This window comes from Agrobacterium sp. H141, from assembly GCF_057158725.1.
Genome location: NZ_JBXENI010000002.1, coordinates 58,766 through 82,395 on the forward strand (window position 1 = coordinate 58,766; position 23,630 = coordinate 82,395).

At 58.7% G+C, this 23,630-nt stretch carries 19 protein-coding genes and 3 pseudogenes; 16 read left to right on the top strand and 6 right to left on the bottom strand.

What is annotated here, in order from left to right; genetic code table 11:
- Positions 1 to 33: 33 nt before the first annotated feature.
- Entirely contained in the window at positions 34 to 1,443 is a 1,410-nt protein-coding gene (locus ACWPM9_RS20515; protein ID WP_484757748.1) for a multicopper oxidase family protein, read from the bottom strand.
- A 149-nt stretch (positions 1,444 to 1,592) separates the two neighbouring features.
- Entirely contained in the window at positions 1,593 to 1,949 is a 357-nt protein-coding gene (locus ACWPM9_RS20520) for an SHOCT domain-containing protein (RefSeq protein WP_484757749.1), read from the bottom strand.
- 262 nt (positions 1,950 to 2,211) lie between these two features.
- Between ACWPM9_RS20520 and ACWPM9_RS20525 the strand changes: the two genes are divergently transcribed.
- On the top strand, positions 2,212 to 2,598 hold the full coding sequence (locus ACWPM9_RS20525) for a DUF302 domain-containing protein (RefSeq protein WP_484757750.1): 387 nt from the start codon (positions 2,212 to 2,214) through the stop codon (positions 2,596 to 2,598).
- 276 nt (positions 2,599 to 2,874) lie between these two features.
- A pseudogene (locus ACWPM9_RS20530) lies at positions 2,875 to 3,294 on the top strand (IS66 family transposase); the annotation flags it as partial.
- Between the two features lie 196 nt (positions 3,295 to 3,490).
- On the opposite strand, the pseudogene ACWPM9_RS20535 reads toward ACWPM9_RS20530, so the two are convergent.
- The 4 genes and pseudogenes from ACWPM9_RS20535 to ACWPM9_RS20550 form a co-directional block, all read right to left on the bottom strand.
- Positions 3,491 to 4,207 (bottom strand): annotated as a pseudogene (locus ACWPM9_RS20535) (Tn3 family transposase); the annotation flags it as partial.
- A gap of 63 nt (positions 4,208 to 4,270) precedes the next feature.
- The gene (gene istB / locus ACWPM9_RS20540; protein WP_484757727.1) at positions 4,271 to 5,017 is read right to left on the bottom strand and encodes an IS21-like element helper ATPase IstB; all 747 of its coding nucleotides are present in this window, start codon (positions 5,015 to 5,017) and stop codon (positions 4,271 to 4,273) included.
- Complete coding sequence (istA, locus tag ACWPM9_RS20545) at positions 5,007 to 6,530, bottom strand: IS21 family transposase (RefSeq protein ID WP_484757981.1); 1,524 nt, start codon at positions 6,528 to 6,530, stop codon at positions 5,007 to 5,009. The genes istB and istA overlap by 11 nt, the downstream gene beginning before the upstream one ends.
- Before the next feature lie 96 nt (positions 6,531 to 6,626).
- Positions 6,627 to 8,900: pseudogene (locus tag ACWPM9_RS20550) on the bottom strand (Tn3 family transposase); the annotation flags it as partial.
- A gap of 897 nt (positions 8,901 to 9,797) precedes the next feature.
- Here ACWPM9_RS20550 and ACWPM9_RS20555 point away from each other — a divergent pair.
- From ACWPM9_RS20555 to tssG, 14 genes are all read left to right on the top strand, one after another.
- Positions 9,798 to 10,394, top strand: a complete 597-nt coding sequence (locus ACWPM9_RS20555) for an RNA polymerase sigma factor (protein WP_484757751.1) — start codon at positions 9,798 to 9,800, stop codon at positions 10,392 to 10,394.
- The gene (locus ACWPM9_RS20560; protein WP_484757752.1) at positions 10,387 to 11,010 is read left to right on the top strand and encodes a zf-HC2 domain-containing protein; all 624 of its coding nucleotides are present in this window, start codon (positions 10,387 to 10,389) and stop codon (positions 11,008 to 11,010) included. The genes ACWPM9_RS20555 and ACWPM9_RS20560 overlap by 8 nt, the downstream gene beginning before the upstream one ends.
- A 5-nt stretch (positions 11,011 to 11,015) precedes the next feature.
- Positions 11,016 to 12,176, top strand: coding sequence for a S8 family peptidase (locus ACWPM9_RS20565; protein ID WP_484757753.1), 1,161 nt, complete (start codon positions 11,016 to 11,018; stop codon positions 12,174 to 12,176).
- A 170-nt stretch (positions 12,177 to 12,346) separates the two neighbouring features.
- Positions 12,347 to 13,339: a peptidoglycan-binding domain-containing protein gene (locus tag ACWPM9_RS20570; RefSeq protein WP_484757754.1), complete on the top strand. Its 993-nt coding sequence runs from the start codon at positions 12,347 to 12,349 to the stop codon at positions 13,337 to 13,339.
- 70 nt (positions 13,340 to 13,409) lie between these two features.
- Positions 13,410 to 14,282, top strand: a complete 873-nt coding sequence (locus ACWPM9_RS20575; protein ID WP_484757755.1) for a Tll0287-like domain-containing protein — start codon at positions 13,410 to 13,412, stop codon at positions 14,280 to 14,282.
- Positions 14,275 to 15,627 carry a serine/threonine-protein kinase gene (locus ACWPM9_RS20580; RefSeq protein WP_484757756.1) on the top strand — a complete coding sequence of 451 codons (1,353 nt, stop codon included), beginning with the start codon at positions 14,275 to 14,277 and terminating at the stop codon, positions 15,625 to 15,627. Before ACWPM9_RS20575 ends, ACWPM9_RS20580 begins: the two co-directional genes overlap by 8 nt.
- 44 nt (positions 15,628 to 15,671) lie before the next feature.
- Positions 15,672 to 16,703 (top strand): type VI secretion system protein TssA, encoded by a 1,032-nt coding sequence (gene tssA / locus ACWPM9_RS20585; RefSeq protein ID WP_484757757.1) that lies wholly within the window; start codon positions 15,672 to 15,674, stop codon positions 16,701 to 16,703.
- Positions 16,704 to 16,772: 69 nt separating this feature from the next.
- Positions 16,773 to 17,291: a type VI secretion system contractile sheath small subunit gene (gene tssB, locus ACWPM9_RS20590; RefSeq protein ID WP_484757758.1), complete on the top strand. Its 519-nt coding sequence runs from the start codon at positions 16,773 to 16,775 to the stop codon at positions 17,289 to 17,291.
- A gap of 3 nt (positions 17,292 to 17,294) precedes the next feature.
- Positions 17,295 to 18,800, top strand: a complete 1,506-nt coding sequence (tssC, locus tag ACWPM9_RS20595) for a type VI secretion system contractile sheath large subunit (RefSeq protein WP_484757759.1) — start codon at positions 17,295 to 17,297, stop codon at positions 18,798 to 18,800.
- A 43-nt stretch (positions 18,801 to 18,843) separates the two neighbouring features.
- Complete coding sequence (locus ACWPM9_RS20600; RefSeq protein ID WP_484757760.1) at positions 18,844 to 19,374, top strand: type VI secretion system tube protein Hcp; 531 nt, start codon at positions 18,844 to 18,846, stop codon at positions 19,372 to 19,374.
- Positions 19,375 to 19,453: 79 nt separating this feature from the next.
- A complete protein-coding gene (locus ACWPM9_RS20605) occupies positions 19,454 to 20,269 on the top strand; it encodes a type VI secretion system accessory protein TagJ (RefSeq protein WP_484757761.1) in 816 nt (271 codons plus the stop codon).
- Positions 20,262 to 20,756 (top strand): type VI secretion system baseplate subunit TssE, encoded by a 495-nt coding sequence (gene tssE / locus ACWPM9_RS20610; RefSeq protein ID WP_484757762.1) that lies wholly within the window; start codon positions 20,262 to 20,264, stop codon positions 20,754 to 20,756. Before ACWPM9_RS20605 ends, tssE begins: the two co-directional genes overlap by 8 nt.
- 4 nt (positions 20,757 to 20,760) lie before the next feature.
- Complete coding sequence (tssF, locus tag ACWPM9_RS20615) at positions 20,761 to 22,635, top strand: type VI secretion system baseplate subunit TssF (RefSeq protein ID WP_484757763.1); 1,875 nt, start codon at positions 20,761 to 20,763, stop codon at positions 22,633 to 22,635.
- Positions 22,599 to 23,618 (top strand): type VI secretion system baseplate subunit TssG, encoded by a 1,020-nt coding sequence (gene tssG / locus ACWPM9_RS20620; protein WP_484757764.1) that lies wholly within the window; start codon positions 22,599 to 22,601, stop codon positions 23,616 to 23,618. Before tssF ends, tssG begins: the two co-directional genes overlap by 37 nt.
- Positions 23,619 to 23,630: the final 12 nt, after the last annotated feature.

Below are 23,630 nucleotides of genomic sequence, written 5' to 3' on the forward strand. Positions count from 1 at the left end.
ATATATGGCGGGCGGGTCGCAAGGGTCATCGTGTCATCCGACCGTGAACTGCGCCATCATGCCCGCATCTTCATGCTCAAGGATATGACAGTGGAACATGAATGGCGTTTTGCGGCTCGCGGGCTGGTCGAACCGGGCTAGGATCTCGGCCTCGCCGGGCACCAGCACGGTGTCTTTCCAGCCGGTGTTCTCGGGGCGCGGTGGGCCGCCGTTCTCGGTGACCACCCGGAAGCGCACCCCATGGACATGGAATGGATGCGCGACCATGGTGCTGCGGATCTGCCAGCGTTCAACCGATCCGAGCGCGACTTCAAAATCGATCCGGTGCATGTCGTAGGGGCGCCCGTTTATGGCGAAACCACCGCCGCCCATCATCATGCCGCCCATACCCATTTCGAGCGAGACCTGCCGCGTCGCGACCTCGGTACCTGACAGATCTTCGAGCGCGCCTTCCAATTGTTCCGGCAGGCGGGTGATCCGCGCGGCCAGCGTGCTGTCGGTGGCGAACTGTAGGACACCATAGGCCTGGCCGGGGTCGCTCATGAGCACTGTGGCACCACCATCGGAGAAATCGACGAGTATTTCGGCCCGTTCACCGGGTGCCAGGCGCAGTTTATCCAGAGCGACCGGCGCAGGCAGGAAGCCGCCATCCGTTGCCACCAAGTGCATGGGCCGGGCGTCGTTCAGGAATAGCGAGTAGATGCGCCCATTCGAGCCGTTGAGCAGGCGCAGGCGGACAATCCCCTGCGGCACGACCGCCGTAGCGCCCGCCTGACCGTTGACGAGCATCCGGTTCCCGGCAAACCCGTGCATGATGTCCATCATCGACGGGTCGTAGACCATACGTCCGGAGGCATCAAACCGGCGATCCTGCAAAACGAGCGTCAGATCATCGATCCCGTATGTGGACGGCAGACCACGGGCGTCGTCCTGTCCGTCCGTCACGTGGATGACCCCGGCCAGGCCTAAATAAACCTGTTCCGCAGTTCGTTCGTGGATATGCGAGTGATACCAGACGGTTGCAGGATCCTGCGCAATATTCATCTCCGGTCGCCATGTCTCGCCGGGCGCTATGGGCAGATGTGGACCGCCGTCATGCTCTCCGGGCACCAGAAGGCCGTGCCAGTGCGCACTGATGGGTTCATCAAGATTATTCTGCACTTCGGCGGCCAGTTCACCCTTCTGCATAAGGATGGTCGGACCCAGATACGTCTGGTTGAACCCGGCGGTAGGTGTGCCGCGACCACCAGCAAAGGCGGTGCTCCCAGACGTTGCCGTCAGCGCCAACCGCCCCGTCCCGCGCGTATCGAGAAGCGGCGGCATGGTGAGCAGCGTTTGCGACGTTTGTCCCTGCGCAAAAGCACGCCGGACCGACGTTTGTGAAATGACGCCGGCGGTCAGGATCGCTGCGGAGGTCGAAGTCAGGAACTGGCGTCTTTTCATATTCATCTTTCAAGGCTTGGATTGACGCATCACCATGGCAACCTCCCATGGCAGCGAGCGTATAAGCGAGCACGAGCTGAAACCCGAGCAACGACCTGCAGGCGCGGCCGGGGTCTCACGCTTCCTCAAAGGACACGGCCGGTGACGGATCAGTCAGCCAGCAGCTTTTTCCGTTCGGTGAATTCGGTCGTGTCGATCTCCCCCTTGGCAAAGCGTTCCTTCAGAAGCGCCAAGGCTCGGTCGTGCGCGGTGTGGCTGCTGCCGGCTAATCCGGTCGGGCCGAACAGACGCAGCAGATATATGATCCCCGCAACGATCCCGACCACAATGAGGATCATGAAAATCGGCCCAAGGATCATGCCGAAGCCTCCCCACTGTGAGCCGCCCCACATCATGTCACGTCCTTGATAGAACATGCCGTTTCGATCAGGGATCTCCCCCACCTGTGCCATCGCCGACGTCGCGGCGACGCAGAGTGCGCCTGCGATGCTCAGGGTAGTCGCCATGGTCCTGAATTGCATTTTATAGCTCCCTTGGCATGGCACCGACTGACGCCATATATTGAGCATATAATCATATTCGGAAATTAGGAGGGCGCCCTGATCTGTATCAAGTCAACCTCGATAAAATACGATAGCGTGCTGCAAAGGTGCGCGGACGTGGATTGCACGGGCGAACCCGCTGACGTGGCTGCGCAAGGTAACTTTCGCCGCCGTCTCGCCTCGCCAGGTCCACTGCTTCCAAACCCAAAAATAGGATTCCATCTAAATGAGCTACACGATCAACCGCATGTTCAACGATGCCACGTTCGACGACATCGACACCCGCACGCGCAAAGCCCTTGCGGACAACGGTTTCGGCGTCCTGACCGAGATCGATGTCAAGGCGACGATGAAGAAAAAGCTCGACGTCGAGATGCCGGCCTACCGCATTCTCGGCGCGTGCAACCCACAGATGGCGCATCAAGCGATCGGGATCGAGGCTCGGGTGGGCGCGATGCTGCCCTGCAACGTCATCCTGCGCGAAGTCGAGGGTGGTGTGGAGGTCAGCGCCATAGATCCGGTAGCGTCGATGCAGGCGATCGAGAACGCTGAATTGACTGGCGTCGCAGGCCAGGTCCGCGACCTCTTGGCGAACGCCGTCGAGGCGATATGAGATGAGCCTGCGGGTCGCCATCCGCGGGACCACCTGCTCAGTGTCTGACAATTCGGGCAGTCGGAGTTCGTCGAGGCACGCGGACTGTCAGAGGGTTAGAGTTTGTAGGTGCTGATGGCGCGCGCTGGCATTTGGTTTGGCACCTATGTCAGTTATGACATTCATTAGATCGGCAGCACCCGCCGGCGTTTACAACCTTGCAAAAACGACATGTCGATCGCATGACCGAAAGCGGGAAATTAAGCAAGTGCGTTAGCAAAGCAAAGCATGTGCCGAAGTCGTTTCCGCCAGCAGCACAGCGTGCCAGTCCTCAATGCTCTGAAGGCATGGCTTGACAACATAGCACCGAAGGTCCTGCCGGATACCAAGCTTGGCGATGCCGTGTCCTACACCCTAAACCAATGGGAGTACCTGACGCGCTACACAGAAGACGGCAGGATGCCGATAGACAACAACCTCCTCGAACGCGATATCAGGATTTTTGCCACTGGAAGAAAATCCTGGCTGTTCAGTGACACCGTGGACGGAGCCAGGGCCAGTGCTGTCGTCTACAGCATCATGCTGAGCTGTCGCGCCTGCGGCGTGGAGCCCTTGGCGTATCTGCGCCACATCCTCACGGAATTGCCGCAGCGTCCAACCGACGCTGACATCACCGACCTGCTACCATTCAACTTCGCCAAGACCGCTGCGGTCTGATCCCATACGAGTGGCCGACAAGCGCCCCGGTCAAACGGGTCGTGTCAAGGCGCATGGAAATGAGCGCTTACTCTCAACCTGGGAGTTTTTCTCCCACCGATGGCTATGAAACCCAGCTACACCACTCACTGGGGCACGATGGGTCCAGAACAAGAGCAGTCCGAAATCGTACGCTAAGGGCGAACAGATTGAGAACTTATGCGGCCCTCCGTAACTCGGCTGGCAGACGTAGTGATCGAAATCCGTTGGGCATCTGATGTTCCGCATCCCAGGTGTAGATGCCGGTAAGGTTGATGTGTTCCCAACTAAGCGGCGAGATGTGCTTCGACAGAGTATCAGGAATGTCTCGACCCGCTCGCTTCAGCTGTGTGATTGCACGGTCGAGATAGACGGTATTCCAATGGACGATCGCACTGACGACGAGGTTGAGACCCGAGGCGCGGAACGCTTGGCTCTCGAACGACCTGTCGCGAATCTCGCCTCGCTCGTGGAAGAAGACAGCGCGTTTGAGCTTATGGGCGGCCTCACCTTTGTTGAGACCCGCTTGGCATCTCCGCCGTAGCGCCGGACTTGAGTACCATTCGATCATGAAGAGCGACCTCTCGATACGACCGAGTTCGCGGAGCGCCCTCGCAAGATGGCTTTGCTTCGGAGATGCGGACAGTTTCTTGAGTATCGTAGACGGGACCACGGACCGCGTCGTGATCGACGCCGCAAGATGGAGCAGATCGTCCCAATGATCGAGGATTAGATTGGCATTGATCGGCACCCCGATGTGGTTCGACAGCGCCGGATATGCGTCGCCCTTGTCGAACGTGTGGAACTTCCGGTCTTTGAGATTGCGCAGTCGCGGTGAGAACCGCTTTCCGATCAAGGCGAACAGCCCGAAGATATGATCACTGGCACCGCCCGTGTGTCAATCAGCGTTTAAAAGTTTCCAGGTTCTAGGCGGAAACAGCGTTTAAAAGTTTCCAGTTCAGTCGATGTTTTGACGGGTGCTTTTGCGCTGTTTGAAGCGAAAAGAATCGTTTCCAGTTTCCAGGATGACGCAGTGGTGCGTGATGCGGTCCAGGAGAGCGGTTGTCATCTTCGCATCGCCGAATACGGTGACCCATTCGGCAAAAGACAGGTTGGTTGTGACCAGCAAAGATGTTTTCTCATAGAGTTGGCTGATGAGATGAAACAGCAGTGCGCCACCAGCCGCCGGAAACGGGAGATATCCCAGTTCATCGAGTATGACGGCATCCACTTGTTGTAATTGTTTTGCCAGGTTTCCTGCCTTGCCGTCCCGCTTTTCCTTTTCCAGCAGATTGACAAGATCGACGGCGTTGAAGAAGCGGACACGTTTGGAATGATGGACAGCCGATACGCCAATTGCCGTTGCAAGGTGAGTTTTGCCTGTTCCTGTTCCTCCGACCAAAATGATATTATGTGCTGTTTCCATGAAGGCTGCTGTAGCCAATTGCTCGACCTGCGCGCGCGGCACCGTCGCTTCTTTCCAGTCAAAGCCTGAAAGATCTCGATGGACGGGAAAGCGTGCGGCCTTGAGCTGATACTTCAGACTTCTTGCCTGACGATCAACGATCTCGGCTTCGATGAGCTTTTCCAGAAAGATGTCCGGCGGAACGGGCTTTCTTGCCTCTTCAGCCAGCCACTCGCTCCAGATTGCCGCCATTCCATAAAGATGCATGGCCTTGAGTTGAGCCAGTTTATCAATGACCATGAGCGCCTCCCAACAGCATGTCGTATCGTGCGCAATTGGCAAGAGGCTCAATGGTCAGGCATAATAGGTCATCTTGCCTATCAGCTTGAGGTCTGGGCGGCTCGACCAGGCGACGCAGTTCATTCATCACGACACCTGCGGACAATGTGCCTGCATTCATTGCAAGTTGGCAGGCGATGTCGAGGGCTTCCAGCCCATGCTGGCTGGCGACCTGCAGCAGTTCAACAAAGGCACGATCCCCGCGCGACTGGCCAAGGATGTGATCCCTGACGGTCCTGATGGCACTGGGCAAATCCCACTCCCGAAACGGAATGCCATTGCGCAACGCGCCCGGTTTACGTTCCAGAACTGGCAGATAATGCCATGGATCGCAGGCAAGTTGGTCACGACCAAATTGTCTGGAATGGTCTGCAATCTCCTTGTTGTCGGCAACAATCCTAATCCGTGTAGCGCTTGTTCGAACCGAAACAATCTTTCCGGCAAAATCTGCCGGAACGCTGTAGCGATTGCGGTCAACGCGGACGAGACATGTACTGGAAACGCGCATCATCTGTTCAACATACCCGTCAAACATAGCCCGGACCGGCCGTAAAGCCTGCTTCTCCAGTTGGAAGCACTCGGCAATTGTTTGCTCGCCAAAGCTCGGATGTTTGCGCGCTCCCAGTTCCAGACAACGAACCGAAAGCCAAGCATTCAAGTCGTCGAAGCTTGCAAAACGGGCCATCGGTGTGAACAGCCATTCACGAAGATTGCCGACCTGGTTCTCCACTTGGCCCTTCTCCCAACCCGAGGCGGGCGTGCAGGCAACCGGCTCAAACAGATAATGGTTGGCAAGGGCCAGGAACCGGCGATTAAACTGACGCTCTTTGCCGACACAGATCAAGTCAACAACCGGCTTCAGATTGTCGTAGATCATGCGGGTTGGAACCCCGCCGAAGAAGGCAAACGCGCGATCATGCGCATCAAACACCATCTCCTGGCGTTCCCGTGGGTAGGCTGCCACGAAGCATTGGCGGCTGTTGGACAGGCGGAAATGCGCGATTTTGACAGTCTGGACGACACCTCCGATCTCCACTCGTTCATGGCTCCAGTCAAACTGGCATGCCTCTCCGGGTGAAAAGGCAAGCGGAACAAACGCCGCCTTTATCCCAGTTCCCGAAGCCGTGGCACCGGAGGGATTGTTGCGCTTCCATCGCCGGACATAGCGCTGGACGCTGTCATAAGCACCTTCATATCCTTCTTGCTGTAATCCTTCGTAAAGCCGCTGCGCTGTTCGCCGCTCACGAACAGGTCTACGCTTCTCTGTCTCAAGCCAATCCAACAATCGTTCTTCAAAGCGACCAAGCTGCCGGCCGGGCTTCACGGGGCGCGAATAAACAGGCGGAGTCGTCGTCATCAGATGTTTACGAATGGTTGGTCGCGAAAGTCCAACAGACCGTGAAAGCGCACTTATGCTCTCGCCGCCAACAAAATGTCGGCGGCGTATCTCGGATATCAATTCCATTTTTATCACCACAGGTTCTCCGGATCACTGTCCGGATTGGATCACATCCAAGTGGAAACTTTTAAACGCTGTTTCCGCCCAGAACCTGGCAACTTTTGCACGCTGATTGACACCGCCCGTGTCGGTAAAGTGCTCCTGTATGTCGAGGATCGTGTCTTGATCGAAGAGCCCATCGAGCACATAGGCCGCCTCGCTCTCGGTCGGACTGATGGGCAGAATGCTGAAGTAGCCGTACTGATCAGACAGATGGCTATAGAATTTCGATCCGGGTTCACCGCCGTAATGCAAATTGATGTCGCCACGCTTTGCGGCTCGGTCGCTCACTCGGAAGAATTGGCCATCCGACGAAGATGTCGTGCCGTTGCCCCAAAGGCGGGAATGAGGATGGCAGGTGTGTGCATCGGTAATAGATGCTTGCGCAGCACGATATGTCTCGGATCGAGCATGGAATGTGCGCATCCACCCAATCTGATGAGCGCTGATCCCCTTGGATGCGCCAGCCATTCGCTTCGGCCCGAGATTAGTCGCATCCGCCAGGACGCCCGCCAGCATGGCAGAGACATTTTTCGGGACGTCGCCGGTGCGAACATGCGTGAATGAATCTGCAAAGCCGGTCCATTCATGCACCTCCCTCAGCAAGTCGGGAACCTCCACCAAGGGATACATGTCGCTGATCTCGGCATTCAGTTCCTCAGCGGCTGCAGGGACTTCGCTGGCGGTTGGTGTGACGATCAAGGTTCCTGCCTCTAGACGAACTCCCTCGAGCTTTCCAGATCGTGCTCTGTGCGCCAGACGCGTCAGGTTGAAGTCGAGCATCTGACGCGCTTCGGCAAGCCACTGCGCGCCGTCGCTCTGGACCCCCAAACCGAGACGATCGGCGTCCTTCATCGAGATGAATGTCGACCGCGGCATCAGATGCTCATCAATGGGCCGGAAAGATCGGCTGCCATCGACCCAGATCTCCGCAGATCTAAGCCGGTCTCTCAAAGCCGCGAGCGTGGCGATCTCGTAGAGACGGCGATCGGGTTTACCCTGTTCGAAGATAAGCCGTCGATCAGTTTGGCTGAGGTGGGTGATCGGCACGCGATCCGGGAGTGTCCGCCGCTTCTCTGCATAAAGCCGTTTCAGTAGCGCAATTGCCGCCAGAAGCGCGTCGTGGCGATGCGCCGAGCGGAACGTGAAGGCCTGAAGGAACGCACCAGCGTATTTGTGGACGGTCGCATATTGCTCGGCTGCTACGGTCAACGGCGGCGCCTCGTTGTCGTCGACCATCGACTCCAGCTCAGGCTTTATCCGAAGCAGTCGGTCCCAGCCGACTCTTTGGTCGAGAACATCCAATGCATTCCGACCATGGTCGTTGGCGGACTGCAGCGCCGAGATCGTATCGAGGAACATGCGTAGCGCTTTGGCGGTATTCGCCCTGCAATCCATCTGTCGCTGCTTCTTTCGGTTGTTGGCTTGCGAGAACAACTTACCCATGAGCTTGATGAACATCGTCACCGCCTCGTCCGTGAGCTTTTGGCAAAGCCTGATGACTTGAGCCACGATCAGAGCGTGGCGACGGCTGGCATTGAAGTCGTTGGCAAGCCAGGCCGGGGTTGCGTTACCCTCCCGGATCATCTGGTCCCACCGTCCCGCCGATATGCGCGCCTGCAGTTCCGGATGGATCTCCAGCCGCCGCAGAAAAGCTATTCGCTCGGTCAGCCCGACGAGGTTCGACGCAGCCGGCGCTTCTGGCGCCGAGCGCAGCCAGTGGAAGCGCGTCTTGCCGATCGACGGGTCAACCTCTAACAGCCTATCCAGTGATTGGAGCCTATCGAGTGGGATGTCTTCAATCAGAGTTTTTTCTGCCCGGCGACGGGCTATGGCCCGGCCGGCAAGGCCAATGCGTTCGATCGTGTCGATCGCCGGCAGAAGAGCTCCGCGTTCGCGAAACGCGGCGACAGCCGAACTGGCTATCGCAGCACCGTCGTCGGACATGGTCGCCGCATGAATTGCCGCCAACAGCGCGGCTCGGCGATCTTGCGCAATCGCGCTTCTCGTTTCCAGATACACCATCAAGCGCGCCGTGTGATCGCGCCGAGTTTCTTCCCGGCGTGCATAGAGGGCAAATGATTCCGGGTCGGCGCCGATCTGATCAGCAACATGTCTTTGCATGGCGGGAGGCGGAGCTTCTTCTGCCCCCAGCACTCGACCCGGGTATCGCATCAGACATAGCTGGATGGCAAAGCCGAGCCGGTTGTGACTACGTCTCCGCAGTTCGATCTCCAGGCGATCCGCCAGTGACAACGAATAGTGTCGGATTAGGCTGTCCTCGTCGACTGGTATGTCGACAAGCTTCCGTCGGTCTTGATCTTTGAGAAGCTTGCGCTTTGCCATTGCCCGACTCCATCCATGACCGATCTGCGCTGAGCGTTGTCGAGTCGGGCTGGACAGAGAAATCACAACTGGCGCATGTCGATGGCAATCCACAGAGATCGAGTGCCCAAAATCTGAGCTACGGCATTGTTCACGCTCCGTTCGGCCTTAGCGTACGATTTCGGACTGCTCTTGTTCTGACCCCATTCTGCTATCGACACCCGGGACAGCGGCAGCTGCAGCGACAGCCTGAGGCGGTCAAGAGGCGACCTCGAAGAGAACCATGAGCCTGACCTGCGATGCCCGCTCCGACCAGCGTGCCAACCGCAATTAGAAAACTCAGCGGGACACGATCAGGCAAGTCACCATCAGCTTGACTGTACGCGTCAGCTTCATGAGGCCAAGAGCAGTCTAAGTCAGACGGATCGTCAAAGGTTCATCTGAGTTCGCTGACTTTGCCAGATTTGCATCCAGCGAGAGCACTTTTGCACATATCGACAAATCCGCGATCAGATCGCCCGAAACTGATCTGCTATGTTTCAGGCCGTCCAGTCAGAGAATTGACACACTGTAGCGTGCGATCGTCGGCCATCTGTCGGGCCGCAGGAGGTACTGCGATGACCAGATGCTTTCGACTTGAACTGCCACATGGCATGCCCGAGACGCGGCGAATGACCTTGAGGGACGAATAAGGTCGGCAAGTCAGTCATGTCATGTCCGAGACTAGAGCCGACTGCTTGAAGGCGAGCGGCACTGACCAATCATCCAGCGCTCCCCAACCCGGATCCAGATGCCCAAAAGTAGCCGATCTCCGACCATCGCAGACCAAAAAAAGTCTGACCGACCCGGAGTGCGCAAATGAACCTTTCACCGAGCCCAAGAAACTTACCACTGCTAATAGCAAAGCGAATTGTCAGGATGCGAATACTTGAAACATTGAGAAGCTCCTTCAACGGCCACAAGCCGCAGACGGATGATGATTTGCTGATTGCAATAGCCGGAGGCGACATATCCGCCTTTGAACTCCTGCATCAGCGCTATTTCCCGAAGTTGATGCATTTCTCGAAGCGTATCACGGGGAGTACCGAAGCCGCCGAGGAGGTCGCCAGCGACGCCCTCATGGTCGTCTGGAGAACCGCCAGCCGCTTTGAGGGTCGTTCAAAGCCGTCGTCCTGGATCTTCGGCATCGCCTACCGGCTGTCACTGAAACAGCGACTGTCGATCGGGCGCCATGATCAGAACGTCCTTCTGGACGAGGATCTTGCAGATGACGCCGACACGGCAACTACGGTCATGCAGCAAAAGGACATATTCGGTGCCTTGCAAAAGCTGACACCGGAACTTCGCGCCGTCGTTGAACTGACCTATTACAACGGCTATCTCTACACGGAGATAGCTGAAATCCTTGGATGCCCCGTGGGCACCGTCAAGACGCGAATGATGACGGCACGCCGCCGCCTTCGGGAAATGCTGTCGGACCATGCCGTCATTTTTTCGGAGAACGCAGTTGCTTGACAGTCGAAGCTCATGGTCGGCGAGCAATCATGATGATGTATGGGAACTCATACCGTGGTATGTGAATGGCTCCCTGCCACCTGAAGATCTTGCGACCATAAATCGACATGTCATAAGTTGTCCGGAGTGCGCAGTCGAAGTCGCCCGCCAGCGGGGCATTGCTGGGAGCATCTCCGTCGACGAGCCCTATACCAGTTCCGCTGCCGGCAGTTGGAAGAAGCTGAGTTCTCAAATCAAATCCGAACGCAGTCTGCCCGCCCATCGCTGGGCAATATTGAACCGTTTCGCCCCGAGCCCCCGCGGCATGATGTTCGGAGGCGCCTGTGCGGCAGCCTGCATGATCGCGGTATTCACATATATGCCGGGTGTTGGGGAGTTTCGCACCCTCACACGTCCGGGCTCCCCGAGCACGATGATCAAGTTTCAGACCGTTTCCGAAATGGCTCCCGAGCGGCTTGAAGCGTTAATGATGGAACATGGTCTGGAACTCGTCGACGGCCCTTCGGCGTCCGGCGTTTACACCGCCGCCCCAAGGAATGCAGCCGCCGACCCGCAGGCTTTCTCTGAGGCTCTAATGAAATCTCCACAAATCATGTTCGCGGCCCCGGCCGAATGAGTGGGATGCGCCTTGCCTCGGTCCTGATCTTCGCCGCTGCTGTCACATGCGCACAGCCCGGCCACACCCAGACTGAACCCCCGCAGCTGCTGCCGGCAAATTCCCTCAAGTCCAGCACGCATCTGATACTCACGGTTCCGGCGGCAGATCCGGACATCCTTCGTGTCAAGGCTTCCGACATTGAGGCTCGCTTCGGTGTACGCCTCGCAGCCGAATGGCCTTTGGCGGCGATCAATGTTCATTGCTTCGTCATCGACGCAAGCGGGACCTCAGACATCGACGACTTAATCGAACTTATCCGCAGCGAGGGCGGAATCCGTACGGTGCAGCGGATGCAAGATTTCATCACATTCGAAGACCGGTCCGAAGATCCGCTCCTGCCCGCACAGACGGCATTGCGCCAGATGAATGTCCACGCGGCACAGCGGTTGTCGAAAGGCAGCGATGTCATGCTGGCCGTCATAGACACCGCTATCGATGCAGCACACCCAGACCTTGTCGCCCGGGTGGCGAAACAGCAGGATTTCGTCAACGCCGCATTCTCACACCCAGGTGAGTCTCATGGGACCGCGATTGCTGGAATCATCGCCGCAAATGCCACGAATGGAACAGGCATCAGCGGCGTGGCACCGGAGGTCACACTGTTAGGCCTCAGGGCTTGCTGGCAGGAAGGCAGCCTTGGCCGTTGCAACAGCTTTTCGCTTGCCCGCGCACTGAACGTCGCGGTGCTAGCTGACGTCGATATCGTCAACATGAGTCTCGGTGGCCCACCGGACGCACTGCTCGGCGAACTGGTGCAGACGGCGATCGGAAAGGGCATCGTCATCGTCGCCGCGGCCGGCGAAACGGATGCGCTCCCCTTCCCGGCCTCAGTTCCAGGCGTCATTGCGGTCGGTCCGGCTCAGCATGCCATCTCTGCGCCGTCGATCGATGTGCTCAGCACTGCGCCAGGGGACAGATACCGCTATGTATCAGGCTCCTCGGTTGCATCCGCTCATGTGGCAGGCGTTGCCGCTTTAATGAGAGCAGTCAGCCCGAAGCTGCCGCCCGAAGAACTCGGTCGAGCGTTGAGGGAAGCCGTAGTCACACGGAACGAGGGCGGCATGCTCGATGCGTGTCGGGCTTTAGAGACCGTCGCGGGCCGGACGTTCGACTGCAACGGATAGCTCCCTTCGGCTAATTTTGTCCTCCCGTCGACCAGTATTTTTTCACTCGTGTTGAACCTCATCGAGCGCTTCGGGCACCTACGGCTTGAACGAGGCTTCGCATGCCGCCAAGGGCGCTGCGAACGACCTAGCCGCAACGGATGAAGCAGGGCGAAAAGATGAGAATGGGAATGCGCGTCGCTTTCGCGACCTTGGCGCTTTTTTGGGGAAGCCAACTTGCCTCTGCTCAATCCAAGCGTGTGGTTGCGCTGGTCGTTTCCGTCGGGGACAATACAACGCGGGCGGATGCAATCCAGTCCCAGCTGGAGATCATGGGCGCCGAGACACTGCGCGCCGACGAGCCGAACAATGCGCAGCTGCGCTCAATCGTGACACGGTTCGCTCGCGAGGCGGCGGATTCTCGCGCCACATTCGTCTATATCGACGCGCCCGCTGTGAATTTCGAAGGCCGTACCTTTGTTTTGCCTAGGGACGCGATCCTCAGGAATCCAACCGACCTCTTCACTCAAGGCATAGCAATTCAGGCCTTTGCTCGGTCTGCTGCCCAAGCTGAACAGGGAGGTGCCGTGGCCATGACGGTCACTGTGCCAGCAGGTGATTTGCCCGACGCCCTCTCGGTCACCGAGCGCGCGCCGGAAGCCGTTCCGGGCTCGGGCGCCGTTCTGGTCGCGTCAGCCGACACCTTCGGCACGCTGCTCTCGGCCTTGGAAAGTGCCTCAACCCAAGAGGAGGTCGAACTCGGTGCAATCCTGAGAGATTTATCCGAAAAGGGCGACATCACCGTGTCCGAGGTCCCCCGTATTCCGATTTTGCTGCGCATTGCGGCCCGGTCGCCGGCATCCGACCAGCCTGATCCGGCAAGTACACCATCGATCACATTGCCTGAAGCACCTGCAACGCCGGCAATCACAGGGACGACCGACGAGGGGGTAGTCGAACCGCAAGACACCCTCACGGAACTGGCTCTACTGGAACAATCCATGTCACGGGCGGCCAAGCGGTCGGTGCAGCAGAAGCTCCGCGATCTCGGCCACTACAATGGCCTCGTCGACGGTATTTTCGGCCCGCAAACCCGCGACGCAATCAAGGCTTTTCAGACAAGTCGTTCGGAGGAGACCACAGGTTTTCTCAATCGCAGACAGCAGCTCGATCTGATCTCGTAACTCCATCCGTGGCCACCGGACCGCGCTCAGTTCAACCGCGCGCCAAGCGTGAATTCAAGGACAAAGATCCATGGGCCTGCGCCTGAAATACAACATCGTGCTGTTCTTCGCATGTTTCGTGGGCATTGCCGCAGCGACCGTCGCCTCGTTCTTCTTTGTTCAGAAATCAGCGACCGAAGAGATCATGCAGTCGATCAGTCTGCTACGTTCCAATGCAATCGCAGTCCGCTCCTACACGCTGAACAGCATCGACCCGCTGCTGTCAGACAACAACGACATCCTGTTCATGCCAGAAACTGTCTCTGCGTATGCGGCACGCACGGTCTTCGCGACGTTCCAGAAGCATTTCCCCGATTTCAGCTACAAGGAAGCGGCGCTTAATCCGACGAACCCCGCGAACGTGCCGACAGAGTTGGAGGCGGAACTGATCGAGCAATTGCGGGCCGATACCTCGCTCGACCGCATCACCACCGTGGTCGAAAACGACGGAAGCCGCTTCTTCACCGTCGCATTTCCCCTCACGATCACCCAGGAAGGCTGCCTGACCTGCCATTCGACACCGGAAGCCGCGCCACCGGCGATGGTCGACTTGTATGGTCCGCACAATGGATTTGGTTGGAAGATGGGGGAAACCGTCGGAGCGCAGATAATTTCTGCCCCGATGTCCATTGTCGAAAAGCGGGCTCGCGAGACCGGATTCATTCTGGTCGGTGGTCTTACCCTGGTCTTCCTCCTTGTCTTCGTGCTCACGAACTTCATGCTGGGACGCATCGTCGTGCGGCCAGTCCGTCGCATGTCGGACCTCGCGGAAAAGGTCAGCATGGGCGACTTCTCGCAACCGGAATATCAGAAGCCCGGCAAGGATGAGATCAGTTCGCTTTCGGTCTCCTTCAATCGCATGCGACGCAGCCTCGAACGCGCAATGAGCATGATCGATGTCTGACGAAACGATCATCGTAGCGGGCGGAGAACGACGCTTCATCGGCAAATACCGGATCGACGGCACGCTCGGCGAGGGTGCCATGGGCGTGGTATACGCTGGTCAGGACCCGGATATCGACCGCCCCGTAGCCATCAAGACAATCCACCAGCACCTGGTCAAGGCGGCAGGCAGCGAGGAATGGCTGACGCGGTTTGCCCGTGAGGCTCGCGCCGCCGGGCGCGTGCTCCATCCGAACTTGGTCACGATCTTCGAATATCTGCAGTTGGATGGCGTTCCCTATCTGGTCATGGAACGCGTCCGTTCGATCACGCTCGAGGATCGTCGCGGCGGCGCCGAGCACCTGCCATTGGAAGAAGTGCACGCGATCATGTCGCAAATCCTGGCCGGACTCGCCTGCATCCATGCAGCCGGGATCGTCCACCGCGACCTGAAGCCGGCGAATGTGATGCTGACAGAGGAAGGGACCGTCAAGCTGACGGACTTCGGCATCGCCCGGCTCACTGCCATGGATGCGACCGGCGCCGGCATGGTCGGTACGCCTTCCTACATGGCACCCGAACAGTTGATGGGCTCGGAGGTCGATGCCCGCGCCGACATCTATGCCGGCGGCGTTCTGCTCTACGAACTGCTCACCGGTCGCAAACCCTATAAGGGTGGTGGAATAGAGGCACTGTTCGAGGCGGTTCGGGACGGCCGATTTACACCACCGAGCGAAATCGTGCCCTCCATCCCGCAAGCATTGGACGACATCGTTTCCAAGGCGATGAGTGTGGAACCTGCCAAGCGCTATGCCAATGCGGCAGAGATGCGGGATGCACTGGAAATGGCACTTCCCCGAGCCGACCGCACCGGACTGATCGAAGTCACGGCACTGCCCCGAACCATCACGCGCCTCGATGGCTCGCTATCCGGCTCCATGATCGAGCGAATAAATGCGCAGACTCTGGGAAAGGTAGAACAGTTCCTGACAAGGAGCATTGGGCCGATGGGTAAGGTGATCGCACGACGTGCAGCCGGAAAGTCGACCAGCATCGAACAAATGATCGAAACGGTGCTGCAGGAATTTCCTGACGAGATCGAGCGGCGTGACATGCGCACCGCGATGCAACGGGCCCTGGCGGACACCCCGACTTTGATCTCCCCCAATGAGGGCTATTCGGAAGTGATCCTCTCGCGCCTCACGGACATCATGCGGCCGCATGTCGGGCCAATGGCCAACATTCTGGTCAAGCGCGCCGCACGTGAGGCAACGACACCGGAGGAGCTTGTTCGAGCTATCTCCGAAAACATCCTCGATAGCCGGGAGCGGGAACAATTCCTGACCGCCGCACGGAAAATTCTCTAGCCCACATCGGCATACCACAATTCGCATACCCCTAAGGAGACGTCATGCTGGATCTGGACAATCTGCTACGCAGCTTCGGCGACGACGCGCCGAGCGGCCCCGACCTTGAATATGATTCCGATTTCACCGCACTGGTCCTCGCAAGTCAGGTCGGTGAGGAAAGGGTCGTCGGCACGTCTGTCATCCCTCCGCAGGAACCGGATTACGGAACGGTCTGCCGGAACGCTATCGACCTGCTCGCTCGCTCCAGGGATATTCGAACTTCCGTGATCCTGGCGAATGCCATGTTGAAAACCCAAGGATTGCCGGGCTTCGAGAAAGCTCTCGACTATCTGCGCCAAGCGCTCCAGGACTACTGGGACAGCATCCATCCGAAGCTGGACGAGGAAGACGACGATGATCCGACCATGCGGATTAATGCCGTGCTCGGTTTGATAGATCGCTCGACAGTGCTCGCCGCCCTTCGCTCCGCTGCTTTGACAGACAGCCGTGCCTTCGGACGCTTCGCCCTGCGAGACCTACAGATCGCGGACGGCGAGATCGCCCCAGGATCTGAGGCCGACGTCGTTCCCACGCAGCAGACCATCTCTGCGGCATTTCAAGATACCGATCCCGGGAAACTGGTGGCCATATCGAATGCCGTGGATCTGTGCCGTGCCCATGTCAAATCGATCGAAACAACACTCGACGAAAAGCTGGGCGGAAGGGCCCCGGATCTTGATCCTCTAAACAGGATGCTCCACGACATCCGCAACCGGATCGCCTCCCACGTCGTGGTCGAAACCGAAACGATTGCGGAAGAGCTTGAGGAACATGCTGAAAACCGGCTGATGACCGCGGCATCCACGCGCGCAACTCCCGACGGCGCGATCACGTCTCCAGACGATGTCAGGAAAGCAATCGACCGGATCATCGAGTATTACACTCATCAGGAACCGTCGAGCCCCGTCCCTCTCCTGCTTCACCGGGCACGGCGGCTCGTCTCAGCCGATTTCGTCACCATACTCCGGGACATGGCACCACAGGGGATCGAGAACGCAGCCCTGATCGGCGGTTTTTCGCAAAACGACGACTGAAATGCAGATCGCATGAACCTTTGGGTTCCCTGACGGCACTCACCGTCAGACGAACACGGGAACCCAGAGATGGCCAAAAGCAGTCAGAAGTTTATCGCGCGCAATCGCGCACCGCGCGTTCAGATCGAATACGACGTGGAAGTGTACGGTGCAGAAAAATCCGTACAGCTGCCATTCGTCATGGGGGTTATGGCGGACCTGACAGGCAAGTCCGAAGAGCCGCTTCCCTCAGTGGCGGACCGGAAATTTTTGGAAATCGACGTCGACAATTTCGACGACCGCATGAAGTCGATGCGACCCCGCGCCGCGTTCACCGTACCCAACACGCTGACCGGAGACGGCAATCTCGCCATCGACATCACTTTCGAGAGCCTTGCGGACTTTTCGCCCGCCGCAATCGCCCGGAAGGTCGAGCCGCTGCGCAAACTGCTTGAGGCTCGCACCCAACTCTCGAACCTGACCACCTACATGGACGGCAAGACCGGCGCCGAAAACCTTATGGCGCAGATCATTCAGGACCCGACCCTGCTGAAGGCTCTGACCTCGGGTTCAGCCACACCATCCAAGACCGTCGACACAGAGGAATAAGCCGTGAACGACACGACGCAGCTGACAGCCGGGTCCGAACCGGCAACGGAAACTATCTTCGCATCGAGCGAATTCGCAGCTCTGCTTCAAAAGGAGTTCCGTCCGAAATCGGATCAGGCTCGTTCCGCCGTCGAAGAGGCGGTGCGGACATTGGCCGAACAAGTCCTCCTGAACGAGAGACTCGTTTCCAACGACGCGCTCCGTTCGATCGAAAGCATCATCGCCGAAATCGACCGGAAGCTGACGGAACAGGTCAACCTGATCCTCCACCATGTGGACCTCCAGAAATTGGAGAGTGCATGGCGCGGTCTGCATTTCCTGGTCAACAATACCGAAACCGATGAGATGCTGAAGATCCGGGTCTTCAACATCTCCAAGAAAGATCTCTCCAAGACGCTTCGCAAGTTCAAGGGCACCGCTTGGGACCAGTCGCCGATCTTCAAGAAGCTATACGAGGAGGAATACGGCCAGTTTGGCGGCGAACCCTATGGCTGCCTCGTTGGCGACTACTACTTCGACCACAGCCCGCAGGATGTTGAACTGCTCAGCGAGATATCGAAGGTAGCGGCGGCCGCCCATGCACCGTTCCTTACGGCAGCGGCTCCCGCGTTGTTCCAGATGGACAGCTGGTCTGAACTCGCCAATCCGCGCGATCTGACGAAGATTTTCCAGACCCCGGAATATGCCGCATGGCGGTCGCTTCGCGAAAGCGAGGACAGCCGCTACCTCGGGCTCGCAATGCCGCGCTTCCTCGGTCGCCAGCCCTATGGAGACAAGACCGATCCCGTCGACGAATTCGCCTTCCAGGAAGACACCGAAGGCGCATCCTCCGACAAATATTGCTGGGTCAATGCTGCCTACGGCATGGCGCGCAACGTCACCCGCTCGTTCAAGGAATATGGCTGGTGCACACGCATCCGCGGCGTGGAATCCGGCGGCACATTGGACGACCTTCCGACCCACACCTTTCCGACAGATGACGGCGGTGTGGACATGAAGTGCCCCACCGAGATCGCGATCTCAGACCGTCGCGAGGCCGAATTGGCGCGCAATGGCATGATGCCACTCATTCACCGCAAGAACTCGGACATGGCGACCTTCATCGGTGCCCAGTCTTTGCAGAAGCCGGCGGAATACGACGATCCGGATGCCACCGCGAATGCGAACCTCGCAGCACGCCTGCCCTATATGTTCGCGACCTGCCGTTTCGCCCACTACCTGAAGTGCATTGTTCGCGACAAGGTCGGCTCCTTCCGAGAACGCGCCGACATGCAGACCTGGCTCCAGGACTGGATCAACAAGTATGTCGACTTCAACGCGGAAACCTCACCGGAAGAGGTGAAGGCAAGGCATCCCCTGGCCGCTGCAGAGGTGCTGGTGGAAGAGGTCGAAGGCAATCCGGGCTACTACACCTCGAAATTCTTCCTTCGCCCTCACTATCAGCTTGAAGGCCTAACCGTATCGCTGCGCCTGGTATCCAAGCTTCCCTCTCAGCGCGGTCGGAACTGACCGCTCTGACAACAATCCCATCCATCACTAAAGGGTAAACCTCATGTCCATCGATGCCTTTCTCTATTTCCCGGGTCAGACCGATGTCGTCGGCGAAACACTCGACGCAGATATGGCAGACAAGAAAGCCTTTGAACTGAAGAGCTTCGATTTCAGCGCCAAAAACGTTGTCAGCATCGGCTCCTACAAGGGCGGCGGCGGCGCCGGCAAAGCAGACTTCGAACCCGTGACCATTGAAAAGCGTACCGATACAGGCTCGTGCGGCCTCTTTGCGGCCCTTTGCTCGGGCAAGCATTTCGACGAAGCGATTCTCGAGCTGCGTCGTTCTGGTGGCAGTGGCGGCAGTTCCGGTGCCACCTTCATGAAGATCCATTTCAAGATGGTCATGATCAGTGAAATGAGCTGGACCGGCGGCGACGACTCGGCCGACGAAAAGGTCACGTTCGAATACGGCGCCATCAAGATCGAGTACTTCAAACAGGGCTCGGACGGCCGCATGAGCAAGGCGTCGGGCGCCCAGGGCGAAACCAAGTGGAGCCGTGTCCTCAACCGCGCAAACTACGACGTGAAGTAACCCGTCGGGGAACCGGTTCGCCGGTCATGGCGACGCCATGGCCGGCGCCCCCCAATCCACTCGTGACTGAACGGACCTCATGACGGCCGAGCAACTTCTCAAACTGGGTGATCTCGACGGCGCTCTTGACGCCTTGCAGGATGCGATCCGCAAGGCACCGCAAGACGCCCGCCTGCGGGTTTTCCTGTTCCAACTGCTCTGCGTGCAGAGCCAATGGAAGCGCGCGATCATCCAACTGAAGGTCTGTGCGACCCTCGACCCGCAGGCGAGCGACATGGCCCACATGTATCGCATGGCGATAATCTGCGAGATCGCCCGGGAAAAGGTTTTTCGTGGAGAAGAAAAACCATTGATCTTCGGCGAACCGCAGGAATGGATTGCCTGGATGGTCGAGGCGCTACGGATGGAGGCCGACGGCAGCCGCCGTGCCGCCCAAGAATTGCGGCTGCGCGCGTTCGAGGCCGCCGCAGCCTCTCCAGGCAACCTCAACGAAATCGCGTTTTCCTGGATCGCCGATGCTGATCCGCGGCTCGGCCCGCTTCTGGAAGTCATCGCCAACGGGCGCTACTTCTGGGTCCCGTTCACCGCCATCTCACGGATCGCCATGAAATCACCGGTCGATCTCAGGGATCGGGTCTGGATGCCGGCGAACGTAACCTGGTCAAACGGTGGTGACGCAATCGTTCTTATCCCCACGCGCTATGCCGGGACCGTCGAAGCTGCCGGCAACCGCCATAGGCTGGCGCTTGCGACTGACTGGCTGGACCAAGAAAGCGGCTCGGCCGCAGGTGTCGGCCAGCGACTTCTGGCAACCGATACGGGGGAATGCGCCTTGATGGACCTTCGCGACCTGACAATCGGGCAGACAGGGGAGGCGAGCGCCGACCATGGCTGACCGACTTCTCGCCGAGCGACTACAACCCTCGCTGCTTGATCGGCTGACGGACGATGCACCACGCATTTCCACCGAGCCAGGTTCCGGCCGGATGATCGATATTGCAAGGCTTCGCGAAATCATACAACGCGACCTTGCCTGGTTGCTCAACACGTCGAACATGGAGGCTGAACATGAGCTCGCGCTCTTTCCCCATGTTGCTGCTTCCACGCTGAATTACGGCGTTCCTCCGTTGTCGGGCTCGTCCAGCACCCGCAACCGCGCTGACGAAATCAGACTTGCCCTGCGTAAGGCGATCGAGACCTTCGAGCCACGCATCCTGCCGCAGACACTCGATATCCAGATGCGACAGGAGAGCGGCAACAGCACCGTCGTCTCGTTCGACATTCGCGGCGAGCTCTGGGCGGAGCCTGTACCCGTTGACCTCTACCTGCGCACCGAACTCGACGTCACGAATGGCGAGATCACGCTGACGCGGCAAGGGTGAAGGCATGGATACAAGGCTTCTAAAACACTATGAAAGTGAACTTGGCTACATCCGGGAGATGGGCGCGGAATTCGCCGAGGCCTATCCGAAAATCGCCGCCCGGCTGGGGATGAAGCAGATCGAGGTTCTGGATCCATATGTCGAGCGCCTGCTCGAAGGATTCGCATTCCTCTCTGCCCGCGTGCAGCTGGAACTCGAACTGCAATATCCGGTCTTCACCCAGAATCTGCTCGAAATCGTCTATCCGCATTTCCTGGCGCCTACGCCCTCCATGACGATTGTCCGGATGGTGCCGGACGCGGCTCAGGGTGGCATCAACGACGGCGTCACACTACCCCGAGGGACGTCACTTCGTGGCAGGCTGATGGATGGCGAACAGACCGCCTGCCAGTTTCGGACATCGCAGGACCTGACACTGTGGCCTATCGAGCTTTCCGAAGCGGAGTACATCGATGGCAGGGGCGAGCTGGTGGCAGCTGGCCTGGCAAGGGACAATGGAGCGAAGGCGGCACTGCGTCTGCGCATCAGGCGCAATGGCGGTATCCCGCTCCACAACCTGCCCCTCGACCGCCTCACACTTCATTTGTCCGGGCCAGGCGCCGAAGCATGGCGCCTCTACGAGGCGATCCTCGCCAAGGGTATCGGGCTGGCTGGACGTTCAACAGACAGGCGCAAGGACTGGTCGCTATCGCTCGGAAGGTCCATTCAGCCTCGTGGCTTCGAGCCTGAGGAGGCCCTCCTGCCTGTTCCCGGCCAGTCCTTTGAGGGCTACCGACTGCTGCAGGAATACTTCGCTATGCCGCAGCGCTTCTTCTTCGTCGATCTCTGCGGACTTCAGCCTGCGATACGACGTGCCGAAGGCGATGATCTCGACATTTACATTCTGCTGGCTGAGGGAAACTCGGCGCTGAAATCGATTACTGCACGCAGCTTCGACTTGTTTGCTGTTCCGGCAATCAACCTCTTTTCGAAGCGTTGCGACCGGGTGGCGATTCCCGGTACCGAGGTCGACCATCTCGTGACAGTCGATCGCACGGCGCCGCTGGACTACGAGATCTATGAGCTCGAGGAAGTCATCGGGATTTCTGGTGATGGGGCTGAGGACATTGCCTTCAAGCCCTTCTACAGCTCTCAGGATTTCTCCCCCTTCGCTGACACGCATACTGCCTACTACAATGTTCGTCGTCGCTTACGTCAACGCTCCGAAAAACAGCGGCTGAAGGGGACCCGCACTTCGTATCTCGGGGCGGAAGTCTATCTATCGCTAAGCGACCGCAACCAGGCGCCTTATCCCGGCAACGTAAAGCAGTTGGCCGTCAAGGCACTGTGCACAAATCGCGATCTCCCCATGCTGACCGCGATCGGTGGCACCGAGACCGACTTCACCCTTCCCGACGGCGGTCCAGTCTCAGAGATCCGCGCGATCATACCACCCACCCGACCGCGCGAGAGCCTGGCCGAAGGCGCGCGCGCCTGGCAGCTAGTGAGCCATCTGAGCCTCAACTATCTTTCGCTGGCCGATGCGGATCGTGGCAAGGGAGCCAGTGCCCTGCGCGAACTGATCGGACTTTATACGCCCCTTGGCGAACCGGCGCTCGCCAAGCAGATGGAAGGACTGATCTCCGTCACGTCGAGACCGATTGTTCGCCGTATGGCCGAACAGGTTCTGTCCACCGCGGTGCGCGGATTGGAGATGCGTGTCGGTTTTGACGAAAGCTTCTTCGAGGGGTCTGGCTGCTACCTGCTTGGTGCGGTGCTGGAAGCATTCTTCGCGAAGTACGTGTCGCTCAACAGCTTCACAGAGACCGTCATTCATTCACAGCAGCGAGGGGTTATCGCGAGATGGCCGGCGAAAAGCGGGAGGCGGGCCCTGATCTGAGCCGCCTTGCCGCGCTCGGAACAGATCCGCAGTCCCACCACATCTTTCAAGCCTTGCGGCTGATTGAAGCGACCCATTCCGACCGTCCCCGTCTCGGACGGTCGCGCCGTCCATCGCAGGACGCTGTCCGGCTATCCCAGGCACCGGAACTCGCCTTTCCAACATCCACGATCTCGGCATTCTCGACCGACGAGGAAGCGGGACACCATCGTCTGACGCAACGCTTCTTCGGTCTCTTCGGACCGAATGGCGCACTACCGTTGCATCTCACCGAATATGCTCGAGACCGACAGCGCAATCACCAGGACCCCACGCTCGTCGCCTTTGCCGACGTCTTCCACCACCGGATGATGTCACTGCTGTACCGAGCATGGGCGACAGGCGAACCGGCCCCCTCCTTCGACCGCCCGGACGACGACCCATTCGGCACCAAGCTCGATGCGCTGGCAGGCTTAGCCGGCGAAAGCTTCGAATGCCGGGACGCGATGCCCGATCTTGCCAAGCGGTATTTCGCCGGCCTGCTCGCGGCCACCCCGCGCAGTGAGGCTGGCCTCAAGGCAATCCTTTCACGCTTCTTCCGTGCCGAGACTAGCATCGAGAGCTTTATTGGCAGTTGGCTGCATCTCGAACGCCATGATCGGGGCCGTCTCGGGACTGCATGCCTCGGCGGAAGCGCGAGTCTGGGTGAGAAGGTCTGGTCGCGCGAGGCCCGTTTCCGGATCCGTATGGGCCCCCTCTCGCTCGAGGACTACCGCCGCCTGTTGCCAGGCGGACAAAGCCTCAAACGATTGGCCGCAATCATCCGCGGCTACGCGGGCGACACTTTGGAATGGGAGCTGAACCTGGTGCTCGACAGGAATGAAGTTCCGCCGACGGTCCTCGGCTACTCTGGATCACTTGGGCACACGAGCTGGATCGGCATGCGAACAACAACCGACGCCGATGATCTGCATCTCACCGCTCCGGCGCAGCATGCGCCCTGAACCTGTTTTCGG

Bases quoted from the DNA above. Each gene is read 5' to 3' on its own strand.
- ACWPM9_RS20570 (WP_484757754.1), top strand. From the start codon at position 12,347: ATGCGCGTCGCTTTCGCGACCTTGGCGCTTTTTTGGGGAAGCCAACTT.
- tssE (WP_484757762.1), top strand. From the start codon at position 20,262: ATGGCTGACCGACTTCTCGCCGAGCGACTACAACCCTCGCTGCTTGAT.
- ACWPM9_RS20515 (WP_484757748.1), bottom strand. From the start codon at position 1,443: ATGAAAAGACGCCAGTTCCTGACTTCGACCTCCGCAGCGATCCTGACC.
- ACWPM9_RS20565 (WP_484757753.1), top strand. From the start codon at position 11,016: ATGCGCCTTGCCTCGGTCCTGATCTTCGCCGCTGCTGTCACATGCGCA.
- tssF (WP_484757763.1), top strand. From the start codon at position 20,761: ATGGATACAAGGCTTCTAAAACACTATGAAAGTGAACTTGGCTACATC.
- tssG (WP_484757764.1), top strand. From the start codon at position 22,599: ATGGCCGGCGAAAAGCGGGAGGCGGGCCCTGATCTGAGCCGCCTTGCC.
- tssB (WP_484757758.1), top strand. From the start codon at position 16,773: ATGGCCAAAAGCAGTCAGAAGTTTATCGCGCGCAATCGCGCACCGCGC.
- istB (WP_484757727.1), bottom strand. From the start codon at position 5,017: ATGGTCATTGATAAACTGGCTCAACTCAAGGCCATGCATCTTTATGGA.
- ACWPM9_RS20605 (WP_484757761.1), top strand. From the start codon at position 19,454: ATGACGGCCGAGCAACTTCTCAAACTGGGTGATCTCGACGGCGCTCTT.
- ACWPM9_RS20525 (WP_484757750.1), top strand. From the start codon at position 2,212: ATGAGCTACACGATCAACCGCATGTTCAACGATGCCACGTTCGACGAC.
- tssA (WP_484757757.1), top strand. From the start codon at position 15,672: ATGCTGGATCTGGACAATCTGCTACGCAGCTTCGGCGACGACGCGCCG.
- ACWPM9_RS20580 (WP_484757756.1), top strand. From the start codon at position 14,275: ATGTCTGACGAAACGATCATCGTAGCGGGCGGAGAACGACGCTTCATC.
- ACWPM9_RS20555 (WP_484757751.1), top strand. From the start codon at position 9,798: ATGCGAATACTTGAAACATTGAGAAGCTCCTTCAACGGCCACAAGCCG.
- ACWPM9_RS20520 (WP_484757749.1), bottom strand. From the start codon at position 1,949: ATGGCGACTACCCTGAGCATCGCAGGCGCACTCTGCGTCGCCGCGACG.
- ACWPM9_RS20575 (WP_484757755.1), top strand. From the start codon at position 13,410: ATGGGCCTGCGCCTGAAATACAACATCGTGCTGTTCTTCGCATGTTTC.
- ACWPM9_RS20600 (WP_484757760.1), top strand. From the start codon at position 18,844: ATGTCCATCGATGCCTTTCTCTATTTCCCGGGTCAGACCGATGTCGTC.